General features: G+C 69.3%; 16 protein-coding genes and 3 pseudogenes. 4 read left to right on the top strand and 15 right to left on the bottom strand.

Features of this window, described 5'->3' with window-relative positions:
* Window positions 1-225 precede the first annotated feature (225 nt).
* On the bottom strand, window positions 226-2,397 hold the full coding sequence (locus tag ACFWBY_RS32165; protein WP_385334145.1) for an MMPL family transporter: 2,172 nt from the start codon (window positions 2,395-2,397) through the stop codon (window positions 226-228).
* A 117-nt stretch (window positions 2,398-2,514) separates the two neighbouring features.
* Window positions 2,515-3,441, bottom strand: coding sequence for a hypothetical protein (locus ACFWBY_RS32160; RefSeq protein WP_385334143.1), 927 nt, complete (start codon window positions 3,439-3,441; stop codon window positions 2,515-2,517).
* Between the two features lie 32 nt (window positions 3,442-3,473).
* Here ACFWBY_RS32160 and ACFWBY_RS32155 point away from each other — a divergent pair, with 32 nt between their 5' ends.
* Window positions 3,474-4,952, top strand: coding sequence for a pyridoxal-dependent decarboxylase (locus ACFWBY_RS32155; RefSeq protein WP_385334141.1), 1,479 nt, complete (start codon window positions 3,474-3,476; stop codon window positions 4,950-4,952).
* 175 nt (window positions 4,953-5,127) lie between these two features.
* A complete protein-coding gene (locus tag ACFWBY_RS32150; RefSeq protein WP_385334139.1) occupies window positions 5,128-6,462 on the top strand; it encodes a WS/DGAT domain-containing protein in 1,335 nt (444 codons plus the stop codon).
* Window positions 6,463-7,076: 614 nt separating this feature from the next.
* Here ACFWBY_RS32150 and ACFWBY_RS32145 read toward each other — a convergent pair.
* The 5 genes and pseudogenes from ACFWBY_RS32145 to ACFWBY_RS32125 all read right to left on the bottom strand — a co-directional run.
* A complete protein-coding gene (locus tag ACFWBY_RS32145) occupies window positions 7,077-8,027 on the bottom strand; it encodes an acyl-ACP desaturase (RefSeq protein ID WP_385334137.1) in 951 nt (316 codons plus the stop codon).
* Between the two features lie 232 nt (window positions 8,028-8,259).
* Window positions 8,260-9,483, bottom strand: coding sequence for a beta-ketoacyl-[acyl-carrier-protein] synthase family protein (locus ACFWBY_RS32140; protein ID WP_385334135.1), 1,224 nt, complete (start codon window positions 9,481-9,483; stop codon window positions 8,260-8,262).
* Complete coding sequence (locus ACFWBY_RS32135) at window positions 9,473-9,730, bottom strand: phosphopantetheine-binding protein (protein ID WP_385334133.1); 258 nt, start codon at window positions 9,728-9,730, stop codon at window positions 9,473-9,475. The genes ACFWBY_RS32140 and ACFWBY_RS32135 overlap by 11 nt, the downstream gene beginning before the upstream one ends.
* A 62-nt stretch (window positions 9,731-9,792) precedes the next feature.
* Window positions 9,793-10,731: an acyl-ACP desaturase gene (locus tag ACFWBY_RS32130; RefSeq protein WP_385334131.1), complete on the bottom strand. Its 939-nt coding sequence runs from the start codon at window positions 10,729-10,731 to the stop codon at window positions 9,793-9,795.
* A gap of 224 nt (window positions 10,732-10,955) precedes the next feature.
* Window positions 10,956-11,120: pseudogene (locus ACFWBY_RS32125) on the bottom strand (helicase associated domain-containing protein); the annotation flags it as partial.
* 379 nt (window positions 11,121-11,499) lie between these two features.
* On the opposite strand from ACFWBY_RS32125, the gene ACFWBY_RS32120 reads away from it, so the two are divergent.
* Entirely contained in the window at window positions 11,500-11,679 is a 180-nt protein-coding gene (locus ACFWBY_RS32120; protein WP_037893985.1) for a hypothetical protein, read from the top strand.
* Window positions 11,680-11,809: 130 nt separating this feature from the next.
* Here ACFWBY_RS32120 and ACFWBY_RS32115 read toward each other — a convergent pair whose 3' ends face one another.
* The 6 genes and pseudogenes from ACFWBY_RS32115 to ACFWBY_RS32090 all read right to left on the bottom strand — a co-directional run bounded on the left by ACFWBY_RS32115 (window position 11,810) and on the right by ACFWBY_RS32090 (window position 15,205).
* The gene (locus ACFWBY_RS32115; RefSeq protein WP_385334129.1) at window positions 11,810-12,076 is read right to left on the bottom strand and encodes a hypothetical protein; all 267 of its coding nucleotides are present in this window, start codon (window positions 12,074-12,076) and stop codon (window positions 11,810-11,812) included.
* 75 nt (window positions 12,077-12,151) lie between these two features.
* Complete coding sequence (locus tag ACFWBY_RS32110; RefSeq protein WP_385334127.1) at window positions 12,152-13,093, bottom strand: DMT family transporter; 942 nt, start codon at window positions 13,091-13,093, stop codon at window positions 12,152-12,154.
* Window positions 13,094-13,173: 80 nt separating this feature from the next.
* Complete coding sequence (locus ACFWBY_RS32105; RefSeq protein ID WP_385334125.1) at window positions 13,174-13,908, bottom strand: ArsR/SmtB family transcription factor; 735 nt, start codon at window positions 13,906-13,908, stop codon at window positions 13,174-13,176.
* A gap of 50 nt (window positions 13,909-13,958) precedes the next feature.
* Window positions 13,959-14,144 (bottom strand): annotated as a pseudogene (locus ACFWBY_RS32100) (DUF1206 domain-containing protein); the annotation flags it as partial.
* A 257-nt stretch (window positions 14,145-14,401) separates the two neighbouring features.
* Window positions 14,402-14,611 carry a hypothetical protein gene (locus ACFWBY_RS32095; RefSeq protein WP_385334123.1) on the bottom strand — a complete coding sequence of 70 codons (210 nt, stop codon included), beginning with the start codon at window positions 14,609-14,611 and terminating at the stop codon, window positions 14,402-14,404.
* A gap of 39 nt (window positions 14,612-14,650) precedes the next feature.
* Window positions 14,651-15,205, bottom strand: a complete 555-nt coding sequence (locus ACFWBY_RS32090; RefSeq protein WP_385334121.1) for a hypothetical protein — start codon at window positions 15,203-15,205, stop codon at window positions 14,651-14,653.
* Window positions 15,206-15,434: 229 nt separating this feature from the next.
* Here ACFWBY_RS32090 and ACFWBY_RS32085 point away from each other — a divergent pair.
* Window positions 15,435-15,596 (top strand): annotated as a pseudogene (locus ACFWBY_RS32085) (DUF4259 domain-containing protein); the annotation flags it as partial.
* A 149-nt stretch (window positions 15,597-15,745) separates the two neighbouring features.
* Here ACFWBY_RS32085 and ACFWBY_RS32080 read toward each other — a convergent pair.
* Window positions 15,746-16,495 carry a hypothetical protein gene (locus ACFWBY_RS32080; RefSeq protein ID WP_385334268.1) on the bottom strand — a complete coding sequence of 250 codons (750 nt, stop codon included), beginning with the start codon at window positions 16,493-16,495 and terminating at the stop codon, window positions 15,746-15,748.
* A 41-nt stretch (window positions 16,496-16,536) separates the two neighbouring features.
* Window positions 16,537-16,953: a hypothetical protein gene (locus ACFWBY_RS32075; RefSeq protein WP_385334119.1), complete on the bottom strand. Its 417-nt coding sequence runs from the start codon at window positions 16,951-16,953 to the stop codon at window positions 16,537-16,539.
* Window positions 16,954-18,574: the final 1,621 nt, after the last annotated feature.

The following is an 18,574-nucleotide window of genomic DNA, read 5'->3' as shown; positions in this document are numbered from 1 at the left end:
GGGGGTGAGGTCTGCTTCAGGGGTTACACGTAGTAGGCGTAGAGCTGGCCTTCGACAACGGCCAGGGACGCGGCGCCGTAACCGGGGCCTTGAATCTCCCATCGGTTATATCCCTGTTGGCTGGGATTGGCCTTGTTAGTAGACGCGCAGCGTCTGCGGATCGCGCACTGCGATGATCAGGCGGTCGTGAAGTGGGGTGGGGGTGGTGGCCGGGCAGCTGGGCGGTCAGCTCGCTGCGGGTTCAGTTGTCGTGGTGCGCGGGCTGGGGCGACGTCGCCGGCCGAGGGGTGCGGGTTTCCACCAGTTGGCGGGGCCGAGAAGTGCCATGACTGCGGGGACGAGGATTCCGCGGACCAGGATCGCGTCGAGGATCGCTGCGGAGGCGATGCCCGCGCCCATGAGTTTGAGGATGGTGACGTGGGAGGTCGTGATGGCAGCGGTGGAGATGGCGAGGGCCGCTGCGGCGGAGGTCATCAGCCGGCCGGTGCGGGAAACGCCTGTGACGATGGCCGCCTGGTTGTTCAGGCCGCGGTCGAACTCCTCCCTGATTCTGCCGAGGAGGAAGACCTCGTAGTCGATGGACAGGCCGAACGCGACGGCCAGGGTGAACAGCAGCAGACTTGCGTCGAGGGAACCGGTGACCGTGAACCCGCCCAGCACGTCCGCCCCGTGTCCGTACTGGAAGGTCCCCACGATCAAGCCGAGAACGGCAGCCAAGCTGATGACGGCCACCGCGAGTGCTTTCAGGGGTGCCATGGCACTGCGGGTGAAGGCGGTGAGCGCGGCCAGCAGGAACACACACATCGCCACTGCAACCCCGGGCAGCGCGCCGCGCACCGCGTCTGTGGTGTCGGTGATCTGCGCGGCCCGACCGCCTACCAGGGCCGGACCCGGCGCGGGAGTCTTGCGTAGCCCATCGACCAGGCGCGCGGCCTGGGGCGTGTCGGGTCCCACCGTTGCCGCCACCAGCACCACCGCCGGGCGCTGCTCCTGCTCCGCCTGTCCAGGCCGACCCGCCGTAGAAGTGGACACGACGCGCACCGCACCTACCTGTGGCAACCGGGCCACGGCGGCCGTGTAGTTTCCCAGACCCGCGCCCGGCCGTTCAAGGACCACCACCTGGACTCGTTCCGGAGGCACTTCGAAGCGCCCGCGCAGGTCCGTTGCCGCAGCGGCGGCTGAGGCCGTCGGCGGCAGCGTCCGCTCGTCGATCGCGCCCAACCGCAGACCCGTTGCGGGCCAAGCCATCACGACCAGCACCGCGAGCGCCCCCACGCCCGCCGCCACAGGCCAGGCAGTGACACGGCGGGCGAGCTCCCGCCAGAACCGGCTGGCTACTCCGACCGGAGCCCGGCGCAGCCTGCGCAGCGGGTCGGCGCCATCGACGCGATCACCCAGCAGCGTCAACGCGGCCGGCAGCACCGTCAACGCGGCCAGCGCCGCCAGCAACGTCACCGCAACTCCCGCGAGGGCCAGCGCGCGCAGCAGCGGGACGGGGATGGCGGCCACCGCCACCAGGCATGCAGAGATCACTGCTGCCGAACAGAACACGCAGCGACCTGATGTATTGAGCGCCACGTCCAGTGCCCGGGCGCGCGTCATCCCCTTCGCGTGCTCCTCGCGGTAGCGGGCGAGGACGAACAAGGTGAAGTCGATCGACAGACCGAAGCCGATAGCCGCGGCCGCGTTGACCGCGAACGCGGACACATCACTCACGTGGGCCAGCAGACCGAGCAAGGGCACACAGCAGACGACGGCCAGCATCGCGACCACGAGGGGCAGCGCGGCCGCAGCCCACGAACCGTAGGTCAGCAAGAGGAGAAGCATGATGAGCGGCGCAGCCCAGAGTTCCGCCTTCAGTAGATCGGCCTCGGCCTGCTGGTCGATCTCGGCCGTCGCCCATGAGACCCCGCTCGCGTCCACCCGCATCCCCGGCACCGCCGCCCGCGCCTTGGGCACCAGACGCAACGCCGCTTCCTTGCGGTCCGCGTCGCTGCCCGACAGCGAGACCGTCACCAGTCCGGTGCGTCCGTCCCGCGAGATCAGCCATGGATCTCCCGTGGCGGCCGACTGCACCGTACGCACAGCCGGCTCGTCTGCCAGCACACGGGCAACGACCCCGGAACCCGCTGCAACCGCCGGCCGTGCGCCCCCGTCGCGCATCGTCACGGCGAGCACCAGATCCGGGGTGCCGACTCCCAGCAGTTCAGCCTGGGTCTGAGCCCTGGCTGACTCGGTGCCTGTGGCGATGGTCCCTCCTGCGCCGAAAGCGCCGGATACCGCTGGGAGACTCAGGAGCGCCGTGACCAGCGCAACCGCTGCGCACACCACCACCCCCCAGGCCCGGGAGCCCGAGCATGCCCCTCTCGCTGTCCCATCCCCGCTGCGTACTGGCATACCCGCACTAACGATCAAGGCGCACACAAGTGATGTTGCTGCTGACGGGAAAGATGACCTAGCGGCACCGAGCCGAGCCGGCTTTTCCCGCCCGCTCCGGGCGCGTCACGTGAGGGTTCAGTGGCGAAGGGTGAGGTTTTCATTCCGGGCGTCGGGCAGTTGGGCCGGCTTGTCGGCGGGCGCGGCGTCCAGAGCGGTGCGGCGCCGCTGGCACAGGCGGTCCAGGACCTGCACCCCCGGTTCCGCGCCGCGGAGCAGGGAGGGGCCGGAGCCGACGAAGCGCGAGCAGACGCCGACGTGGGCGTGGTGAACATCTGTCAGGACTTCGAGCAGGCGTCTGTGGGCGGGTCGCAGGATAGAAGACCTGGCCGGTGCGGCCAGGCCCCACTCGCGCAGACTCTGCACCAGGACACGGTGATCGGCCGACCACAGGCCGGAGAATCCACGGGGAGCCTGCGGTGGGGCCATCGAGGGCCGGACAGTGTCGTGGTAGGCCTGTGCGTCGAAAGACGCGGTGATGCGCAGGGCGGACGCGCTGGCGCGCAGGAAGTGAGCGGCGCTTTCCAGGCCGAGGGCGGAACCTGCGGGCGAGGGGGCGCGAAGAGCGTGCCTCAGGGCGAGGACGGTCGCCTGGGTGAGGGCGAAGAACAGCCGGTGCCCCTGAATCCAGCGTTGGCCCACCGTGGCCTGCGTCCGGGGCTCGGAGAGGCCGGCTCGCGGGGTCAGGCCGGCCGCGTGCGCGGCGAGATCGAGGTCGGGCTCCGTTAAAGATCCGTCCGGGTTCCGTGAGAAGGCCCGCACTGTGGCCAGGGTGTCGTCGAGGGCGTCGATCAACAAGGGTGCGGGGGTGCAGGCGCACCGTGAGACCGCGAAGTATTCGTCGAAGGCGGCTTCGCGGGGGTCGCGTTCGGGGAGCCGGCGGTGGTCGGGGGGTGTGTGGTGGCGGTCGGGTCGGTTCACGGCCTCCCGCAGGGTCGCCAAGTCGTGGGGCAGGTGCTGGGGCGGGGCGAGCCACAGCACGGATTCGCTTGTCATCTGGGTCATTTCACTAGTTTTTATGCGGTACGTTACCCGGCATGTCAGTGACTCTTGGTGATGATTCGTTTCGCAGCGCAATCGGCGAGGTTGCCGCGATCCTTGAGGACTACTGGGAGGACCTGCGCGAGGAACGCCTGCCGGTGACGCCAGACCTTCGCCCCGGGGACGTACGCGCGATGCTGCCGGACTGTGCACCGGTGCACGGCGAGCCGATCCGGGATGTCCTGGCCGATGTACGGCGTGTGGTGATCCCGGGGCTCGTCCACTGGCAGCACCCTTCGTTCCTTGGCTACTACCCGACCCAGACCAGCCCCGCGTCGGTGGTCGGCGAGCTGTTGGCCTCCGGCCTGGCGGTCCAGCACATGATGTGGTCGACGGGCCCGGCCGCCACCGAACTCGAGGAGACGGTCCTGGACCACCTCGCGGTCGCGCTAGGCCTGCCGGAGCGATTCCTCAGCACCGGGGACGGCGGCGGGGTCCTGCAGGACTCCGCGTCCTCAGCGGTCCTGGTGGCCGTAGCCGCCGCCCTATACCGGGCCTCAGGCGGGCGCTGGCGCGAACACGGCACCGAGGGCCGCTACCGCCTGTACTGCACTGCCCAGGCGAACTCCTGCGTCCCCAAGGCCTCACGCATCGCCGGCCTGGGAGAACCGACCCAGATCCCCACCCTCGCGGGCACCTGCGAGATGGACCCCCGCGCCCTACGTGAGCAACTGGCAGCCGATCGCGCCGCAGGTCTGGTACCCGCGATCGTGGTCACCTCCGTCGGCACCACCGGCACCTGCGCCATCGACCCCGTCGCCGCCGTCGCCGCGGTGTGCCGCGAGTTCGGAGCCTGGCTGCACGTGGACGCCGCCTACGCCGGCTCGGCCGCCGTCTGCCCAGAGAACCGCTGGATCAACGAGGGCGTCGAGCACGCCGACTCCTACGCCGTGAACTGCCACAAGTGGCTGCTCACGGGACCGCCCTGCGACGCCATGTGGGTGGCCGACCGCCACAGCCTCACCGCCGCCATGGACATCCGCCCGCCTTTCCTGCGCAACCAGGCCAGCGACTCCGGCGACGTCACCGACTTCCGCGACTGGCAGGTGCCACTCATGCACCCCTTCCGCGCCCTGAAACTGTGGTTCGTCCTGCGCACCCACGGCGTCGAGGGCCTGCGCGCACACATCCGCGAACAGCTCTCCCACGCCGCGCTGCTCGCCGACCTGGTCCGGGACAGCCCCGGCTTCGAACTGGTCTCGCACTCACTCGGACTGGTGTGTTTCCGCCTCACCGGTGACAACGCCCGCACCGAGCGCCTGCGCAGCGATCTCGACGCCACCCACCAGATCCTGGTGACGCCCACCACCGTGGACGGCCGCTACATCCTGCGGGCTGCCCTGGGCTCGCGCCTGGCGTCCCAGGCCTCCGTACGCAACGCCTGGGCGCTGGTGCGCGAGATCGCGGCCGCGATCCCCGACAACCAGCCCGCGTCATCCGAATCGTCGCCGACGACCCCGGTCGTCGCCCGGTAACCAGGTACCCGCCCGGACAGCGCCCATAGGGAGCGGCAGACCGTGAACGGCAGCAGGTGAGATCCGGCCGCACCGGCGCTCCGTCGATGTCGTCTCCCACAACGTGACGCGCCTCATGGACACAAACCCATCGCCCCAGCCTTCGCCACGCGAACGACATTCAGCGGAGAACCCTGTGCACGACGACCATGACGACGCGACCGCGGCGGGCGAACGCTGGTTCGACTACGCGGCCGCGCACCCGCACACGAACGTGGAGATCGGCGGGGCGGCCGTGGTCGCCGGCCCCGCCCCTTCGACCGTCGAACTGCACGCGTTGATCGACTTGATGCGGGCGGCCCACCCGCTGCTGCGCGGCCGGGCCCGCCCACGGGGCGCGAACGCGGTAGGCCCGACCGTGCCAGCCGATCACCTCGAGGAGGTCGCGCTGACGGCGCAGGGCGGTGACCTCGCGCTGCACGCGGCGATCGAGCGCGTGTGCGCGCAGCCGCTCAGGGACGTCACCTGGGGCATGACCCTGCTCCACGGCCACCGTGACAACGAGTTCGCCCTGCTCCTTCGCGCCCACCACGGCCTCCTCGACGGCATGTCCCTGATCGGGATCACGCTCGCCGCGATGCGGGAACCCGGCCTCCCGCGCCGCCGCACACCCCCCGTGCCCCCACCCTCCTGGACGAGCGCACGCGTGCGCGCCCTGGTACGCGCGGTCGCCGGCATCGCGCTGCCCGCGAACGCCATCAGCCTTGGCCCCGACCGCGTTCAAGCCCCGACCGGCCCACCCAGGCGCATGTGGGTCCACACCCCCCTGCCCCGTATGAAGGCCATCGCCCGGGAAGGGGGTGTCAGTCTCAACGACGTCTACCTGGCCGCCCTCGCCGGCGCCCTGCGGCCCTGGCTGCCCCACAAAGGCACAGGCACCGTACGGGTGACGGTCCCCCTCAACACCCGGCGCGGCGACACGAGCGCCGCGCTGGGCAACTTCCACCGCGGTGTCCCCGTCATCCTGCCCTGCCACCTGCCCACCGCCGCCGAACGCCTGGCCGCCACACGCCTGGCCACCAGAAACATCCGGATCAGCCACCGCGATCCCGACGCGGATGTTCTGTTCGACGTCCTGCCCACGCGCTGGCATGGCAGAGCCCTGGCACGAATCCTGCACCCGCGGCGCACCACCATGGTGGCCACCCACGTCCCCGGCCCCGCGCGGCCCCTTCGACTCAATGGCCGCAGGACCCGCGCCATGTTGCCGCTGATGTTCCTGCCCGCAGGACACCACCTGTCGGTCTGCCTGGGTGAATACGCCGAAACCGCGCACCTGGCCGTCGTCGCCGACTCCAGCCTGCCCGACATCGACGAACTCCCCGCCCGCTGGCTCGCCGAGCTCGACGCGCTTGAAGGCGCCTTCACACAGCCCCGCCCTGTCACAGCCTCCATGCCCAGCACGATCACAGATCCCGCACCCGACAATGCAGAACCCGTCACGACAAGTTCTGCCGAACAAGACGCGTAACCGGATCAGTACAGGTTCCTGGACGCGCTGGGCAGACGGCCTGCTGCCGAGTCGGATCAGACCGGGCTGCCCGCGCTCGGCCGGCAGATCGACTTCCTCACCCGCGAAGTCGAGGAGGCGGCCAAGGACCTCGGCGCGACCGTCACCCTCCTGTCGCCGCACCGCCCTCCCATGACGCGAGTCTGCCCGTCCCGCCGTGGACGCCACGCCGCCCATCCGCTCGGGACAACGGAGGGCCCGCCATCCCGTTGACGGATCGGCCCCGACTCGCGCGGCGAAGGGGCCGGCACCTGGCACCCAGGGGCGGCCGGGGTGCGGATTCACCGGCCACACACCGGTCTTGTCAGGCCGGACACCAGGGCAACCAGTATCTCGCTGTTCAGCCCGCCCGGCCAGCGACTGAGAGGCCAGGTCGTCCGGCGGTGACGCCAAATTCCCTGCGCGCCCTGGCACAAACTTCCCCACGGCTGGTTCGCCGCGCCATGGGTTCACGGCAATCTGGACCACCACAGGCTGCGGTCCAGATTGCCTGCGCCCCCTCGCCGCCCCTACGGGGACTCGAGGGGGCGACCACTGACGTCTCCGCGGAAAGCGGCGCGGATCTGCAGCCCTGTTCAGTGAACCGAGGCTGGATTGGATGGGGCTGAGGATTCGAAGATGCGGGTGAACCGCGCGGCCTGGCCAGCGGAGTGCTCAAGCAGGGCCGCGAGTTCCTCTCGTGCCTGTTCGCCGTCCGGGCGCAGCCCACTGGCGTCGAAGATGCCCAGGAAGCGCACGATGGGCTGCAAGACCTCTTCGTAGTGGGTGACGGGACTGTAGATACCGGAGCGGGCCATCGACTGAGCCAGCCGTGCATAGCCGGGGGCGCCTTGGCCGGGCGCACGGATGGAAGCGGCGACATCTGCCACAGCCCGTACGGTTCGGTCAGGATGCAGATCCATCGCTGCCGACAGGACCGTGCGGTAGAAGAGCATGTGCCGGTTCTCGTCCTTGGCGATGCGGTTGAGCATTGCCTCGCAGGCCGCGTCGCCGCACTGAAGCTTGATGTTGCGGTAGGAGACGCGGGTGCCGAGTTCCTGGAGGGTCACATAGACCAGGGAAGCGACGACATCGTCGCCGTAGTCCATGCCCCAGCCGTTTTGGACGTGGGCGGTTCGGTCGTTCTCGAGGGCGACAGGATCAACCGCGCGGGTGACCACGAGGTAGTCCCGAATGGCGATACTGTGGCGGCCTTCTTCGACTGTCCAGCGATTGACCCAGGTTCCCCAGGCTCCGTCCCGGGTGAAGAGCTCGGCGATCACCCGGTGGTAACTCGGCAGGTTGTCCTCGCTGAGGAGGTTATGCACCAGGCCATCCCGGGCTGCCTTGCCGAGAGTGCCCTGTTCCGGCTCCCAGGGTGTCCCGCCCAACACGCCGTCGAAATCGGCGCCCCGACTCCAGGGGGTGTACTCATGGGGATACCAGTCATCCGCGCTCTCCAAGTGGGCGTCCACCGCCTTCGCCACCACTGGCTCGAGCTCGCGCAGCAGGCTGATGTCACGGCGAGGTGCCTGATAACGGTCCATGGCTTACTCCAAGGAGTTTCGGCCTGCGGAGCACCGCTGGTCCGGCCCTCCGACAGGGGTGTCACGTGATGCTCGGTCCTCCACGGACGGCTACACCTGCGGGTGGTGGCTCCTGGATTCACCCGTTCGATGTCGGCGACGTCCGGCGCGGTCCTCGGGGCCTGTGGCAAAACCGTCAACACCGGGTCAGGTTCAGCTCGATGGCCGTACGATGCGGCGGTGCTGCGGTTGGCTATGTGCTGCTGAGCAGCAGGACCGCGTTCTGGCCGCCGAAACCGAAGGCGCAGCTGACGGCCGTGTTGGTGGTGACCGGACGAGGCGGTCCGGCCACGATGTCCAGCATGTGCTTGCTGTCTTGCTGCTGGAAGTTCGCGGTGGGCGGGACCGTGCCGTGGCGTAGCGCGAGGACCGTGTACGCAGCCTGGATCGCGCCCGCCGCCCCCAGGGAGTGTCCGATCACCCCTTTGGACGCTGTGACTGGAGGCGTGGTGTCGCCGAAGACGCGCGCCAGGGCTGCGGCTTCCGCCTCGTCGCCAAGCGGGGTGGAGGTGCCGTGGGCCTGTACGTGTCCGATGTCGTGAGGGCTGCACCCCGCGTCCTGGAGGGCGGCCACGATTGCGCGGACGGCGCCGTCGCCCTGTGGATGCGGGGCGACGGGATGGTAGGCATCGGACCCCGCACCGTAACCGCGCAGCAGGGCCAGCACCTCGACCTGCCGGGCGCGTGCGTCGGCGGCCCGTTCCAATACGAGGACGGCAGCGCCCTCACCGAGGACGAATCCGTCCCGAGCCGCGTCGAACGGCCTGCTGGCCAGCTCGGGTTCGTCGCGGCGCGGCGACAGCGCGCGCATCCGGGTGAAGCAGGTGGCCGTCATCCGGGACCGGCCCGATTCACTGCCGCCCGCGAGCACAATGTCGCAGGTTCCCGATCGCAGCAGATCGCGCGCCACTCCGATCGCGGTCGCCCCCGAGGCGCAGGCGCTCGCGGTGGTGAAGTTGGGGCCTTGGGCGCCGAGGTCCATGGCGACCTCACCGGCAGCCATGCTCGGCACGCTGCGCGGCAGCGCGAGCGGCGAGACGCGCACCGGCCGGTCCGCGCCGAGATGGCCGAACTCGGTGATGTATGTGCTCAGGCAGTTCGATCCGACGCCGAGCACGACCCCGACCCGTTCGTCGAGTCCGACGTCCGTGGGCAGACCGGCGTCGGTGACTGCCCGGCGGGCGGCGAGAAGCGCGAACTGGATGAACCGTCCCACCCGCCGGGCCAGCGGCGGGCCGAGTCCCGCCGCAGCGTCGAGGCCGGTCACCTGGCAGGAGAAGTCGACGGGCAGGCCGACGAGTTCGGGGTCCCGGGCGGCCAGCGATCGGCCCCGGCACAGGGCCGCCCAGTTCTCGTCAAGCGTGTGCCCGGCCGGGGTGACGAGCCCGAGCCCTGTGATGGCGACGTCAGCGGGCATCGGCGAAGGCACGGGCGGCGGCGGCGAGGGTGGCAGACGGGGCCAGGTCCATTGCCTCTTCGGAGGGCACGATCCCAAACCGCTCCTCCGCCGCCACGACCAGTTCCATCAGGGCCAGGGAGTCCATGCCGAGACTCTCGAAGGTGAGGTCCGGCGTGAGTTGCCGGGCCTGTGCCTCGCCGCCCAGCTGCTCGTTGATAAGGGCCACAAGCTGCTCGGGAAGGGCGTTGTATGCGGCTTGGGTCATGTCTGGTTCCTCCTGCAAGGGTCTTCTATCTGTACGTGGTTCGCGGCAGTCACCGCCGGTCCTCATTCGGATGAACGACTCATGGCCTCCATGCGCTCGAACAGTTCCCGAGCTCGGGCCGCCCGTACGGTGAGCTGCTTCACATGCGCACCCAAGCGTTCCTGCGCCTGCTCGCCGACCGCTCGGATGCCGACGAGAGAGGTGACCTTCAGCGCCCGCACAAGGGGGGCCACCACATGCTCGAGGTGGACATCCAGGTTGTAGATGCCGGATGCCGCGATGCGCGCCGCACGCCTCCGGAAACCAGGGATCATCGCACCGGGCATCTCGAAGTGTTCGAGGACATCGGCCAGGGCGGCGAGCGCCGCGCCGGGATACAAGGCGAGCGCGTCAGCGAACAAGTCCCGGTAAAAGAGCATGTGCAGGTTCTCATCGGCCGCAATCCGCGCCATCAGCTGCTCGCCGGCCCGGTCCCCACAAGCTGCCCCGGCGTTCCGGTGGGCCTGCCGAGTCGCCAGTTCCTGGACAGTGACGTAGGCCAGCGCATGCAGGGGCGTTGTCGCACCGGAGTGGTAGCCGGTGCCGACGTGCCGCATCCGCAGATTTTCAAGGGCGATGGGGTCCACGACGCGGCGGGCGTGGACGTAGGCACGCAGGACCGAGGCATGCCGGTCCTCCTCGGCCGTCCACCGATGTACCCAGGTGCCCCAGGCGCCGTCCCGCCCGAATCGGGTGGCGATCTCGAAGTGGTAGCTGGGCAGGTTGTCCTCGGTCAGTAGATTGACCACCAGCACGTCCTGTACGGCCTGGGGCAGTGCTGTCTGCTCCGGTGACCAGGCCGTGCCGTCCAGTGGGCCGTCGTAGTCGTGTGCTGCGCTCCACGGCACGTACTGGTGCGGGAACCAGTCACGGGCGGTGGCCAGGTGCCGCTCGAGGAGTCGCTCCACCGCCGGCTCCAACTCCCGCAGGACGCGCTCCGTCTCGGCCACAGCCTCGGTCATCCACCTGTGCCCTTCTTCATAAGCAGGGACATGCCTGTCCGCAGACTGCAAACGCATACGGCGGGAACCGGAAACGATCATTCACCCGTTTGATGTGCTGGCGCCAACACACCCTCGCGACGTGCCACTTCCGCGGGGCGGCGGCACCATCAGAGGCCAAGGGCTCATGGTCCCTTTCGTGCACTGATGTGTCCGGCCCGATCAACGACCTGCGCCTGGTGGCGTCACGCCCACTCCATACCCAGCTCCCGCAGCGCGTCCAGCTGCTCGGCAGTGAGCTTGGCGCGCCTCGACTTACTGTTCGAGACCCACACGCCGAGTTTCACGGTCACCGGCTCCGCCTCGCCGTCGACCGCGATCACTTCGCCATGGCCCCTTGGCACCGGCCGGTCAGTGTGAACAGGCACGCCCATGACAGCCGGCCATCCTCGCGATCGGCGCCTGACGACAGCAGCTCGGTCACCTCGTGACAGCCATGATCACTACCGCTGCGCAGCAGGAGCAGGGACGACCCTCCCGTCCTTGCTGACGCCCATCCACTGCCACCGCCGCACCCATTCACACCGGCTTTCGCATCCCTCTGATCGCCGCTACCGGCGCGCTGCCGCGGACTGGCTGGAGCCGCAGCTCGGCCCCACCCTCTGACCAGCTGGGCCGGGAGCGGGCACGATCTGGCGAGCATGGGGACCAGTGGGTCGACGAGGGTGCAACGAGCCTGCATGCAGTCGGAGCTGCCGGGCATACGGATGACACCTTCTGGAAGGAGTAATGATGCTCGGCATTGCGGCCGCCGTGCTGTTCTTCATCAGTTTCTTGATCAACGCGGCGGAGATCTCGACGAACCACGTATTCTCGTCCGGCAATTTCATGATCCTCGGCCTCATGCTGCTCGCTCTTCACGTGGCCGGCATCGGCGGCACCTGGGCGACCCGTAGCCGACGTCGCTGAGCATCGGGAGAAGCGTCGCCGCTGTCACCGGCACTGGCGCCCGCGCACTCCCACGGACCCGGCGGGGGCCTCCCTCGCCGGGCGCCGCCGATGCGCTCAGCGCAGGTCGAGCGGCATCGCCCGTCCTGCACTACGCAGCCGGGGTGAACTCCACCGCGGTACCGCCGCAACCGGCCGCGATGTCCTGCAGCCTGTCCCGCTCCGCCTCGTCGACCGCCAGGCCCCAGCGGAGCTTGGTTGCGGTCCACTCCGTGCCGTACCGGCACAACGTGTCCGGCGACGGCGGCAGCCACTGGGCCGGGTGCGGCAATCGTGTCGAACGGCGTGTCCTACGGTGCCGGCGGCAGCGGCGGCGCGGGGCCAGGACCGCGGGCGGCATCTCCTCGCGATGCTTCACTGCCGTGAGTGCCTGAATCGCGAGTGGTTGATCTTCGCCGGTGCGGCTCTTCTGGAGGGAAGGGCTGAGCTCTCTTCATGTCCGGCCCGCGGGAAGTCGGCTGCCGCTGGCGGCGGTCCGCGCGGGGCGCGGACCGTACCGGGACAAGGCCACTCCGGCCAGGCAGAGCACGCCGCCGAGCAGGGTCAGCCAGGCGGGTATTTCACCCAAGAGGATCCAGCTCAGCAGGACGACGATGGCCGGGACGGCATAGGTCGTCGCGCCCAGCCTGCCGGCGGGCATGCGCGCCAAGGCGTAGGTCCACGTGGTGAAGGCGAGGGCGGTCGGGACCACGCCCAGGTAGACCATGTTCAGCGTGGCGGACGCCGGGGCCTTCGGCAGTTCCGCGGCAAGCTGCCCCGCGAAGGGCAGGCAGACCACGGCTCCCGTCAGGCAGCTGTAGGCGGTGATTTGCAGGGGTGTGCCGTAGGAGAGTGCGGGCTTCTGCGCGATGACGCCGGTCGCGTAGGCCACGGCTGCGAGCAGGCAGAGTGCGACCCCGAGCACTGAGGTGGTGCCACCGTCACCGGACGACATGGACAGGCCCACGACCACGGCTCCGGCGAAGGAGACGGCCATGCCCGCCAACAGGCGCTGCGGCAGCGCCTCGCCGAGGAGGCGGGCCGCGAGAAGTGCCATGAGGATCGGCCCCGTGTTCACGAGCAGGGACGCCGTACCCGCGTCGACCAGACGTTCACCCCAGTTCAACGCCACCGTGTAGCCGCAGAACCACACCACCCCGGAGACCAGGATTCCGCGCCAGGCCTCGCGGGGCGGCAGACCCTGACGGCGGACCAGGAGGAGGACGGCGAGCACCAGCGAGGCGGCCAGCAACCGGCCCAGGGCCAGGGCCCCGGGCGAATAGGCGGAGCCCGCACTGCGGATGGAGACGAAGGCGGAGGCCCAGGCGAGCACAGTGAAGGAGATGGCGCCGACCGTGAGGACACCGGGCGGGATCGGACTCGAGCGAAACGTCATGCCCCCACCCTATGGAAAAACACTTCGGTACTCACCGAAATATTTATCGGGGTCCGACGGACGCGTACGCCGCCCCGGGCTCAGCTCCACGCATCCGGAGCGAGGCCCAGCAGGTCGCCGAAGACCCGCTCCCCGGCCCCGGTCACCTCCAGCGCCCGCCCGCCGCCTGCCGGTCGCACCACCCACTTTTCACCCAGCGCCCGTGCGCACAGCCGTGCCCCGGCGACGCCGCCCAGGTGGCGACGCCGCTCGGTCCAGTCCAGGCAGGAACTCGCTGGCGGCCTGCGTCCCTCCTGGGCGAGGCTGATCCCGGCCTCGGTGTACCAGGCCCGACCCGCCCCCGTCAGCTCGAAGGCGCCCTCGGTGCGGAGCAGGCCAAGCTGCTCCATAGCGTCGGTCACCGCCAGGCCCAACCGCCCCGCGAAGTGGTCGTAGCAGGTACGGGCGCGAACCAGCGGGTCCGGTGCGGTGACCACGGGTACCGAGTGCGCCGCATCCCGGTCGGGGATCGCGTACGAGGCGAGTTCGTCGACGAGGCGGGCGGTCGCGGCGTCGGCGATCCGCACGTAACTGTGGCGGCCCTGCCGCTCGATCACGCAGATGCCCGCCTCGAGCAGCCGGGAGAGGTGGCCGCTGATGGTGGACGGCGCGACTGCGGTGATCCGGGCCAGCTCGCCCGCCGTCCAGGCGCGCCCCTCCAGCAGCGTCATGCAGATGGCGGCCCGTGTTTCGTCGGCGAGGGCCGCGGCGAGGGCGGCAAGGAGCGCGGCGGGGGCGCGCCCGTCGGCAGGCGTCTCGGAATCCAGCTCGTTCATGCTCCCAGCATGGCTCAGAATTTCGGTGAACAGCGAATCACGCGATGGCGCGCGATGGCGATACCGGCCCCGGCCGCGCCCACGAGCCACTGCCCCGCCGGCAGCTCGAGGGCCTTCGTGGTGACGTCCCTGGACTGCTGGTCACCCCCGCTCGTCGAGCCGCCCGCCGTGAAGGACAGGACGGAGTAGGCGACGCCCCCGTAGAACACGGTCCGGCCCGCCGCGGCCAGCCGCTTGCAGAAAACCCGCAGGTCACACGGCCGGAACGTTCCAAGCCTGTACAGATTCAGTGAGCCAACCAGCCAGAAACCCGCTCACCCAAACTGCATACACCAGTTCAGCAGCATGTCCGCTGCGCAGATTCAATGACTCCCGACACCGCTTGTCGACGACCAGTGAAAGTGCGTAGCTCGCAACGATCCTGCGAGGCCCACTGGGCCCGAGACTCCGATCTCAGAGACATCGCTTTTCGGAGCCTGGCCGGTCAGGTAGATCAGTGCTGGTCGAAGACGTAGCCGTGCTCATCGCTGGCTGGACAGGCAAAGACCCGGAAGTCGCCCCACCTGCCAACCGTGATCCCGGTGGTCTCGTCGCTGGCCACGGTGAACACCAGACGGCACGGGGCGCTGCATGTGGGGCACAAGACGTCGTACGGGTCGGTCAGATGCCAGGTGGGCCACCCGCCGAGCTTGATCCCAGCCACCCGGGTGATGACATCGCCTCCGTCCCCAGCAGCCTCTGCCTACTTCTGTACAGACTCGATAAGTTCCTGGTCTGGCAAGGCCTGCGGGTAGGGAAAATCGACAAGGGGCACCGGGGTTAGCGTGCACCCCACCGGGGTGTAGCCGTAATCCGGTTCCTCTTGCCGTACGGGTAGTGGAGGCGACCCAAGAACTTGAGTGACGTCGGCGCTGTTCCGCCAGCGGATCTCAGCAACCGGGCTGACGTCGGCGTGCGGAGTCGGGGGATCCCAGTGCACGTTCGGGCACCACAACAGCTGAAACACATCCACACCCTCGGGCCACCAGTCGCCGGGGGCGTCCCGCCGGTACACCTGTGCCACCGCCAGCATCGCCGTCGGCGGCGTCCCAGAATCGGACTTCTCGTCCGGAACATCGCAATGCGGCCAGGGCTCATCGGCCGGCCAGAGCAACGGCCCGCCCACGGAACTCTGGTCGACCGTTGGCTCCCCCGGTTCAGGGGCCAGCACCACGGCCGGCCGTGCATACGGTGCCAGTCCAGGCACAGCCGCGACAATCTCCTGCGCCGAAGGCCTGGTGTTGTACGGCAGATCCATGGCCGGAGAGTAACCCACCCCTCCGACAACACAGCCCGGCCGAACGTGCTGCCCCCGCACCCGCCGATCCGCGCCACAAGCGTCACCACCGTCCCCGAGGCGAGAGATCGCACACCCGCACTGCAGCACGAATCACCAACCACCGGCATGACCCTCCGCGCCGCCCCCCAGCCCGGCGTTGTCGGTTCCGCCTGGCACTATTCCGGAGCACCCCATCTCAAGGAGACCCATGGGCACCTGGGACGTCGGCCCCTCCGACAACGACACAGCCGCGGACTTCTGCAGTTCCCTCGACGAGATCGCCGAGGCCGACCGGCCTGGCCTCGTGCGGGACGCCCTCGTCCACGTCCTCGACGCCGACGACCCCCTCGACCAGCATCTGGCGGTCGAAGCGGTAGCCGCCGCAGCCCTCGTCGCCGCCCAGTGCCCCGGGGGCCGGCCCGTCAGCCCCCAGGTCAGAAGGGCTCGGCTGAGGTTTCCGGCTGACCGTCCTCAAGGTGCTGCGGCCACTCCGCGGACGGGTTCGGGAACCTATGGTTGTCAGGCAAGCCACCAGACAGCGATTGCAAGTACGGCAATCAGTACAAGGACGGTGGGTAGAAGAGATGCCCTGCTGCGTGGAGCCGGAGGGCCAGGGGCGGGCGCGCGTTCAGGGTATGCGGCGCGTGGGGCGCATGCGCGGCGTCGGGCGGACCGCGGCTGATCATCGAGGCGGGCGGGCATGATGACAGGGCCCACTACGGGTGGCTCGCGGGGAAGCCAGAGTTGCTCACCGTTGCGACTGGATGTGGCTTGCTGAAGGCCGACGCCTCCCTCCTTGCGCCATCTGGTTCCCGATGCGTCGGTGAAGTCGATGACGAGTTGCGGTAGGAACCCGGTGGGGTCCTCGCTGGGTGTCGTCGTGACAGGTAGGGGGATGGAGTGTTGGCCACCAGGACCGAGGCCTCTTGGCGCATCGGTGATGTGGTGGCCGCCGTAAGTGATGCGTAGGTCGAGGATGGGCTGGTTGCTGGGGTTTGCGATGTTCAGGTGTGGGGTTGCCGATCCTTCGTGAATGCCGGAAGGCACGACCGTGATGTTTGTTTCGATCATCGACGCTTGGGTGAGGTCGTTCCTGCGGTCGACTGCTCGGGCCCGGCTCTCAAGGCGTTCTTCCTGGGCCTGTAAACGGGCTTCGCGCTGGTCAAGGACTGCGGCGCGCTGGACCTGGTGCCGGTGGGCCAGGTAGCTGATGACGAGAGAGCAGATGGTGACAACGGCTCCTACGATGGCTACGACGGTGGCGATCATCCGAATACTCTGGCGATCGACAGGGACTCTGTCAGCCGGTGTCATGCATTCCGCATCGAAGGGGGAACGCCACGTGCCTTCTGAACCTGATCTCGATCACCTGTCCGCCCCACCTCCCCCAGCAACACCCTGTCCCGGCCCGGAACAACCGGGTCGAGGACGGCGAGCGGGGAACGGCGGCCCGCAGGGACGGCGTACACCGCCCGCCAGTCGACCAGGGGACGGACGACAGGGAGTAGGGCGACGTCCTCGGCGCAGTACAACTGGACCACGGTGACACCGCCCTGCCGCTTGTAGTCGATCTCCACCGATCCGGCCGAGGCGATCCAACCGAGCCTGACGACCTGGTCGAAGTCGACGCGGCGGACGCCCAAGCGCACCGCGGACTGGTCCGGGCCCAGAGGCACGTGCCGGTCGAGCAGGGCGGGCAGGTCCCGGCGGCGCGCGAGGGCGGCCACCTGGTCCGGGTGGACGTCGGGGAACTCGGCGTCCCGCCGAGGCGGACCAGCAGGCCGGCTCCGGCGAGGTGGCCGACCGCCGAGGCGGTCACCCGCGGACGGCACCGCAATGGCGCCCCCAGAGCCTCCGTCAGCCGGTCCGCCGCCACCCCGGCGCCAATCGGGCCCCGCAGCGCCGCCCGCACCTGCTCCGGGTCGGCAGCCTCCACCACCGCCCGCGGCCACAACCCCGGGCCGGCGTCCGGCGGCGGGACCAGGCCCGAGCCGACCGCCACCGCCACGCCGCCAGGGGCACCCGCAGCTGGCCCGCGGCCTGGTTCTCGTCGCACTGCTCCCGCACCGAACGCACCATGAACCGCACTCCGATCACACATCGACGACCCGACGATCGAGCCGTGCCGTGCCGTGCCGTGCCGTGCCGTGCCGTGCCGTGCCGTGCCGTGCCGTGCCGTGCCGTGCCGTGCCGGAAAGATGCCGATAGATGCCGATTGCTGTCAATAGTCGTGATTTTGGGGCAAGTTGGGAGCACACCGCATAAGCCGCCTACCCGTACGCGAGGGCCGGATTCACTCCTGCGGAGGGCAGTGAGCGGTTGGACGGAGCGACGCCACGCTGATCACCAGGGCAAGCCGACCAGAAGACAGGACGTCGCATGACCCCCGGTGCAGCCGGCGCCCTGCCACGACCACCCGCCTTGGCACGGGTGAACTGGCTGGCCCGATGAAGCGCGGCGACCAGAACGACGAGGAGGGAAGCTTTCCCGGGCGATCAGAACAGCAGCAGTTTCTCGTCGGCCTCCGGCTCGGCGTCTTCCCACAGGGAAGCAACAAGTCCGAGCCCGCAGGGATGAGGCGTCCCGAGGCGATGCAGGAGATCAGTGGGAGGCCGTGGCGGCGGTTCTGGGGTCCCGGCGGGTCGTGGCGGGCTAGGTGGCGCGTGTCCGGGCTCACAGCGACGGAGCGACGGCAGGCGGGACAGGCGATTCGAGGCCATGCGGACATGACAAATCCTCCTTCGTCGAAGGCACGTTGAGGGAGTACGTCCCCGAGAGCCGGGGGTGTGGTGGGAGCGTAGAACCGCTCGCCGATGCTGGCGCGGGCCTGGCGCAAAAGCCGACAGCGACGCGTTGTTGCAGGTGAAAGGCAGTGCAAGGTTCCGGAAGAGCGAGCAACCGCTAGGAACCGCGAATGACCTCTAGGAACCGCTAGGTCGCCGGCGCCCAAGTTGGCCGGATCGCGGCGTCTGGTCGCCGCCAACTCGCGCGGGCGGGATTTCGGACATGTCGACGATCCCTTCCGGGGCGGTATGCGGGGGTACGGAGTGGGCCGAATCAGGCCCGGTGTGTCGAGAGTAGGGCGCGAGGCCTGCCGTATCGAGTGCCGCTGACAGAACCCGCCAAGGTCGCATCCCCGCAGTTCGCGCGCAGGGTGTAGCGATCTGTTCTGATCGAGTGTCCTCTCGTTTCCTTGAGTGTCCTTTGGTGTCCGGTGGTGAGATTGAAACTCGTGACTGAGATGGCTGGTTCCGTTCGCCTGACGGGAGTCTGCACGGCGGCCGCCCGGGGGGGGCGAAGTGGCCCGGTTCCGTCTCAGCCAGGCAGGTACCGGTGAGTTCCGGTGAG

The sequence above is a fragment of the Streptomyces sp. NPDC060049 genome, from assembly GCF_042736715.1.
Classification (GTDB): domain Bacteria; phylum Actinomycetota; class Actinomycetes; order Streptomycetales; family Streptomycetaceae; genus Streptomyces.
This window is presented reverse-complemented; position numbering and strand designations above follow the sequence as displayed.

Coding starts and splice junctions, on each gene's coding strand:
- ACFWBY_RS32130 (WP_385334131.1), bottom strand. CDS start 10,731: ATGACCGAGGCTGTGGCCGAGACGGAGCGCGTCCTGCGGGAGTTGGAG.
- ACFWBY_RS32165 (WP_385334145.1), bottom strand. CDS start 2,397: ATGCCAGTACGCAGCGGGGATGGGACAGCGAGAGGGGCATGCTCGGGC.
- ACFWBY_RS32105 (WP_385334125.1), bottom strand. CDS start 13,908: ATGAACGAGCTGGATTCCGAGACGCCTGCCGACGGGCGCGCCCCCGCC.
- ACFWBY_RS32135 (WP_385334133.1), bottom strand. CDS start 9,730: ATGACCCAAGCCGCATACAACGCCCTTCCCGAGCAGCTTGTGGCCCTT.
- ACFWBY_RS32110 (WP_385334127.1), bottom strand. CDS start 13,093: ATGACGTTTCGCTCGAGTCCGATCCCGCCCGGTGTCCTCACGGTCGGC.
- ACFWBY_RS32090 (WP_385334121.1), bottom strand. CDS start 15,205: ATGGATCTGCCGTACAACACCAGGCCTTCGGCGCAGGAGATTGTCGCG.
- ACFWBY_RS32120 (WP_037893985.1), top strand. CDS start 11,500: ATGATGCTCGGCATTGCGGCCGCCGTGCTGTTCTTCATCAGTTTCTTG.
- ACFWBY_RS32140 (WP_385334135.1), bottom strand. CDS start 9,483: ATGCCCGCTGACGTCGCCATCACAGGGCTCGGGCTCGTCACCCCGGCC.
- ACFWBY_RS32155 (WP_385334141.1), top strand. CDS start 3,474: ATGTCAGTGACTCTTGGTGATGATTCGTTTCGCAGCGCAATCGGCGAG.
- ACFWBY_RS32145 (WP_385334137.1), bottom strand. CDS start 8,027: ATGGACCGTTATCAGGCACCTCGCCGTGACATCAGCCTGCTGCGCGAG.
- ACFWBY_RS32160 (WP_385334143.1), bottom strand. CDS start 3,441: ATGACCCAGATGACAAGCGAATCCGTGCTGTGGCTCGCCCCGCCCCAG.
- ACFWBY_RS32080 (WP_385334268.1), bottom strand. CDS start 16,495: ATGATCGCCACCGTCGTAGCCATCGTAGGAGCCGTTGTCACCATCTGC.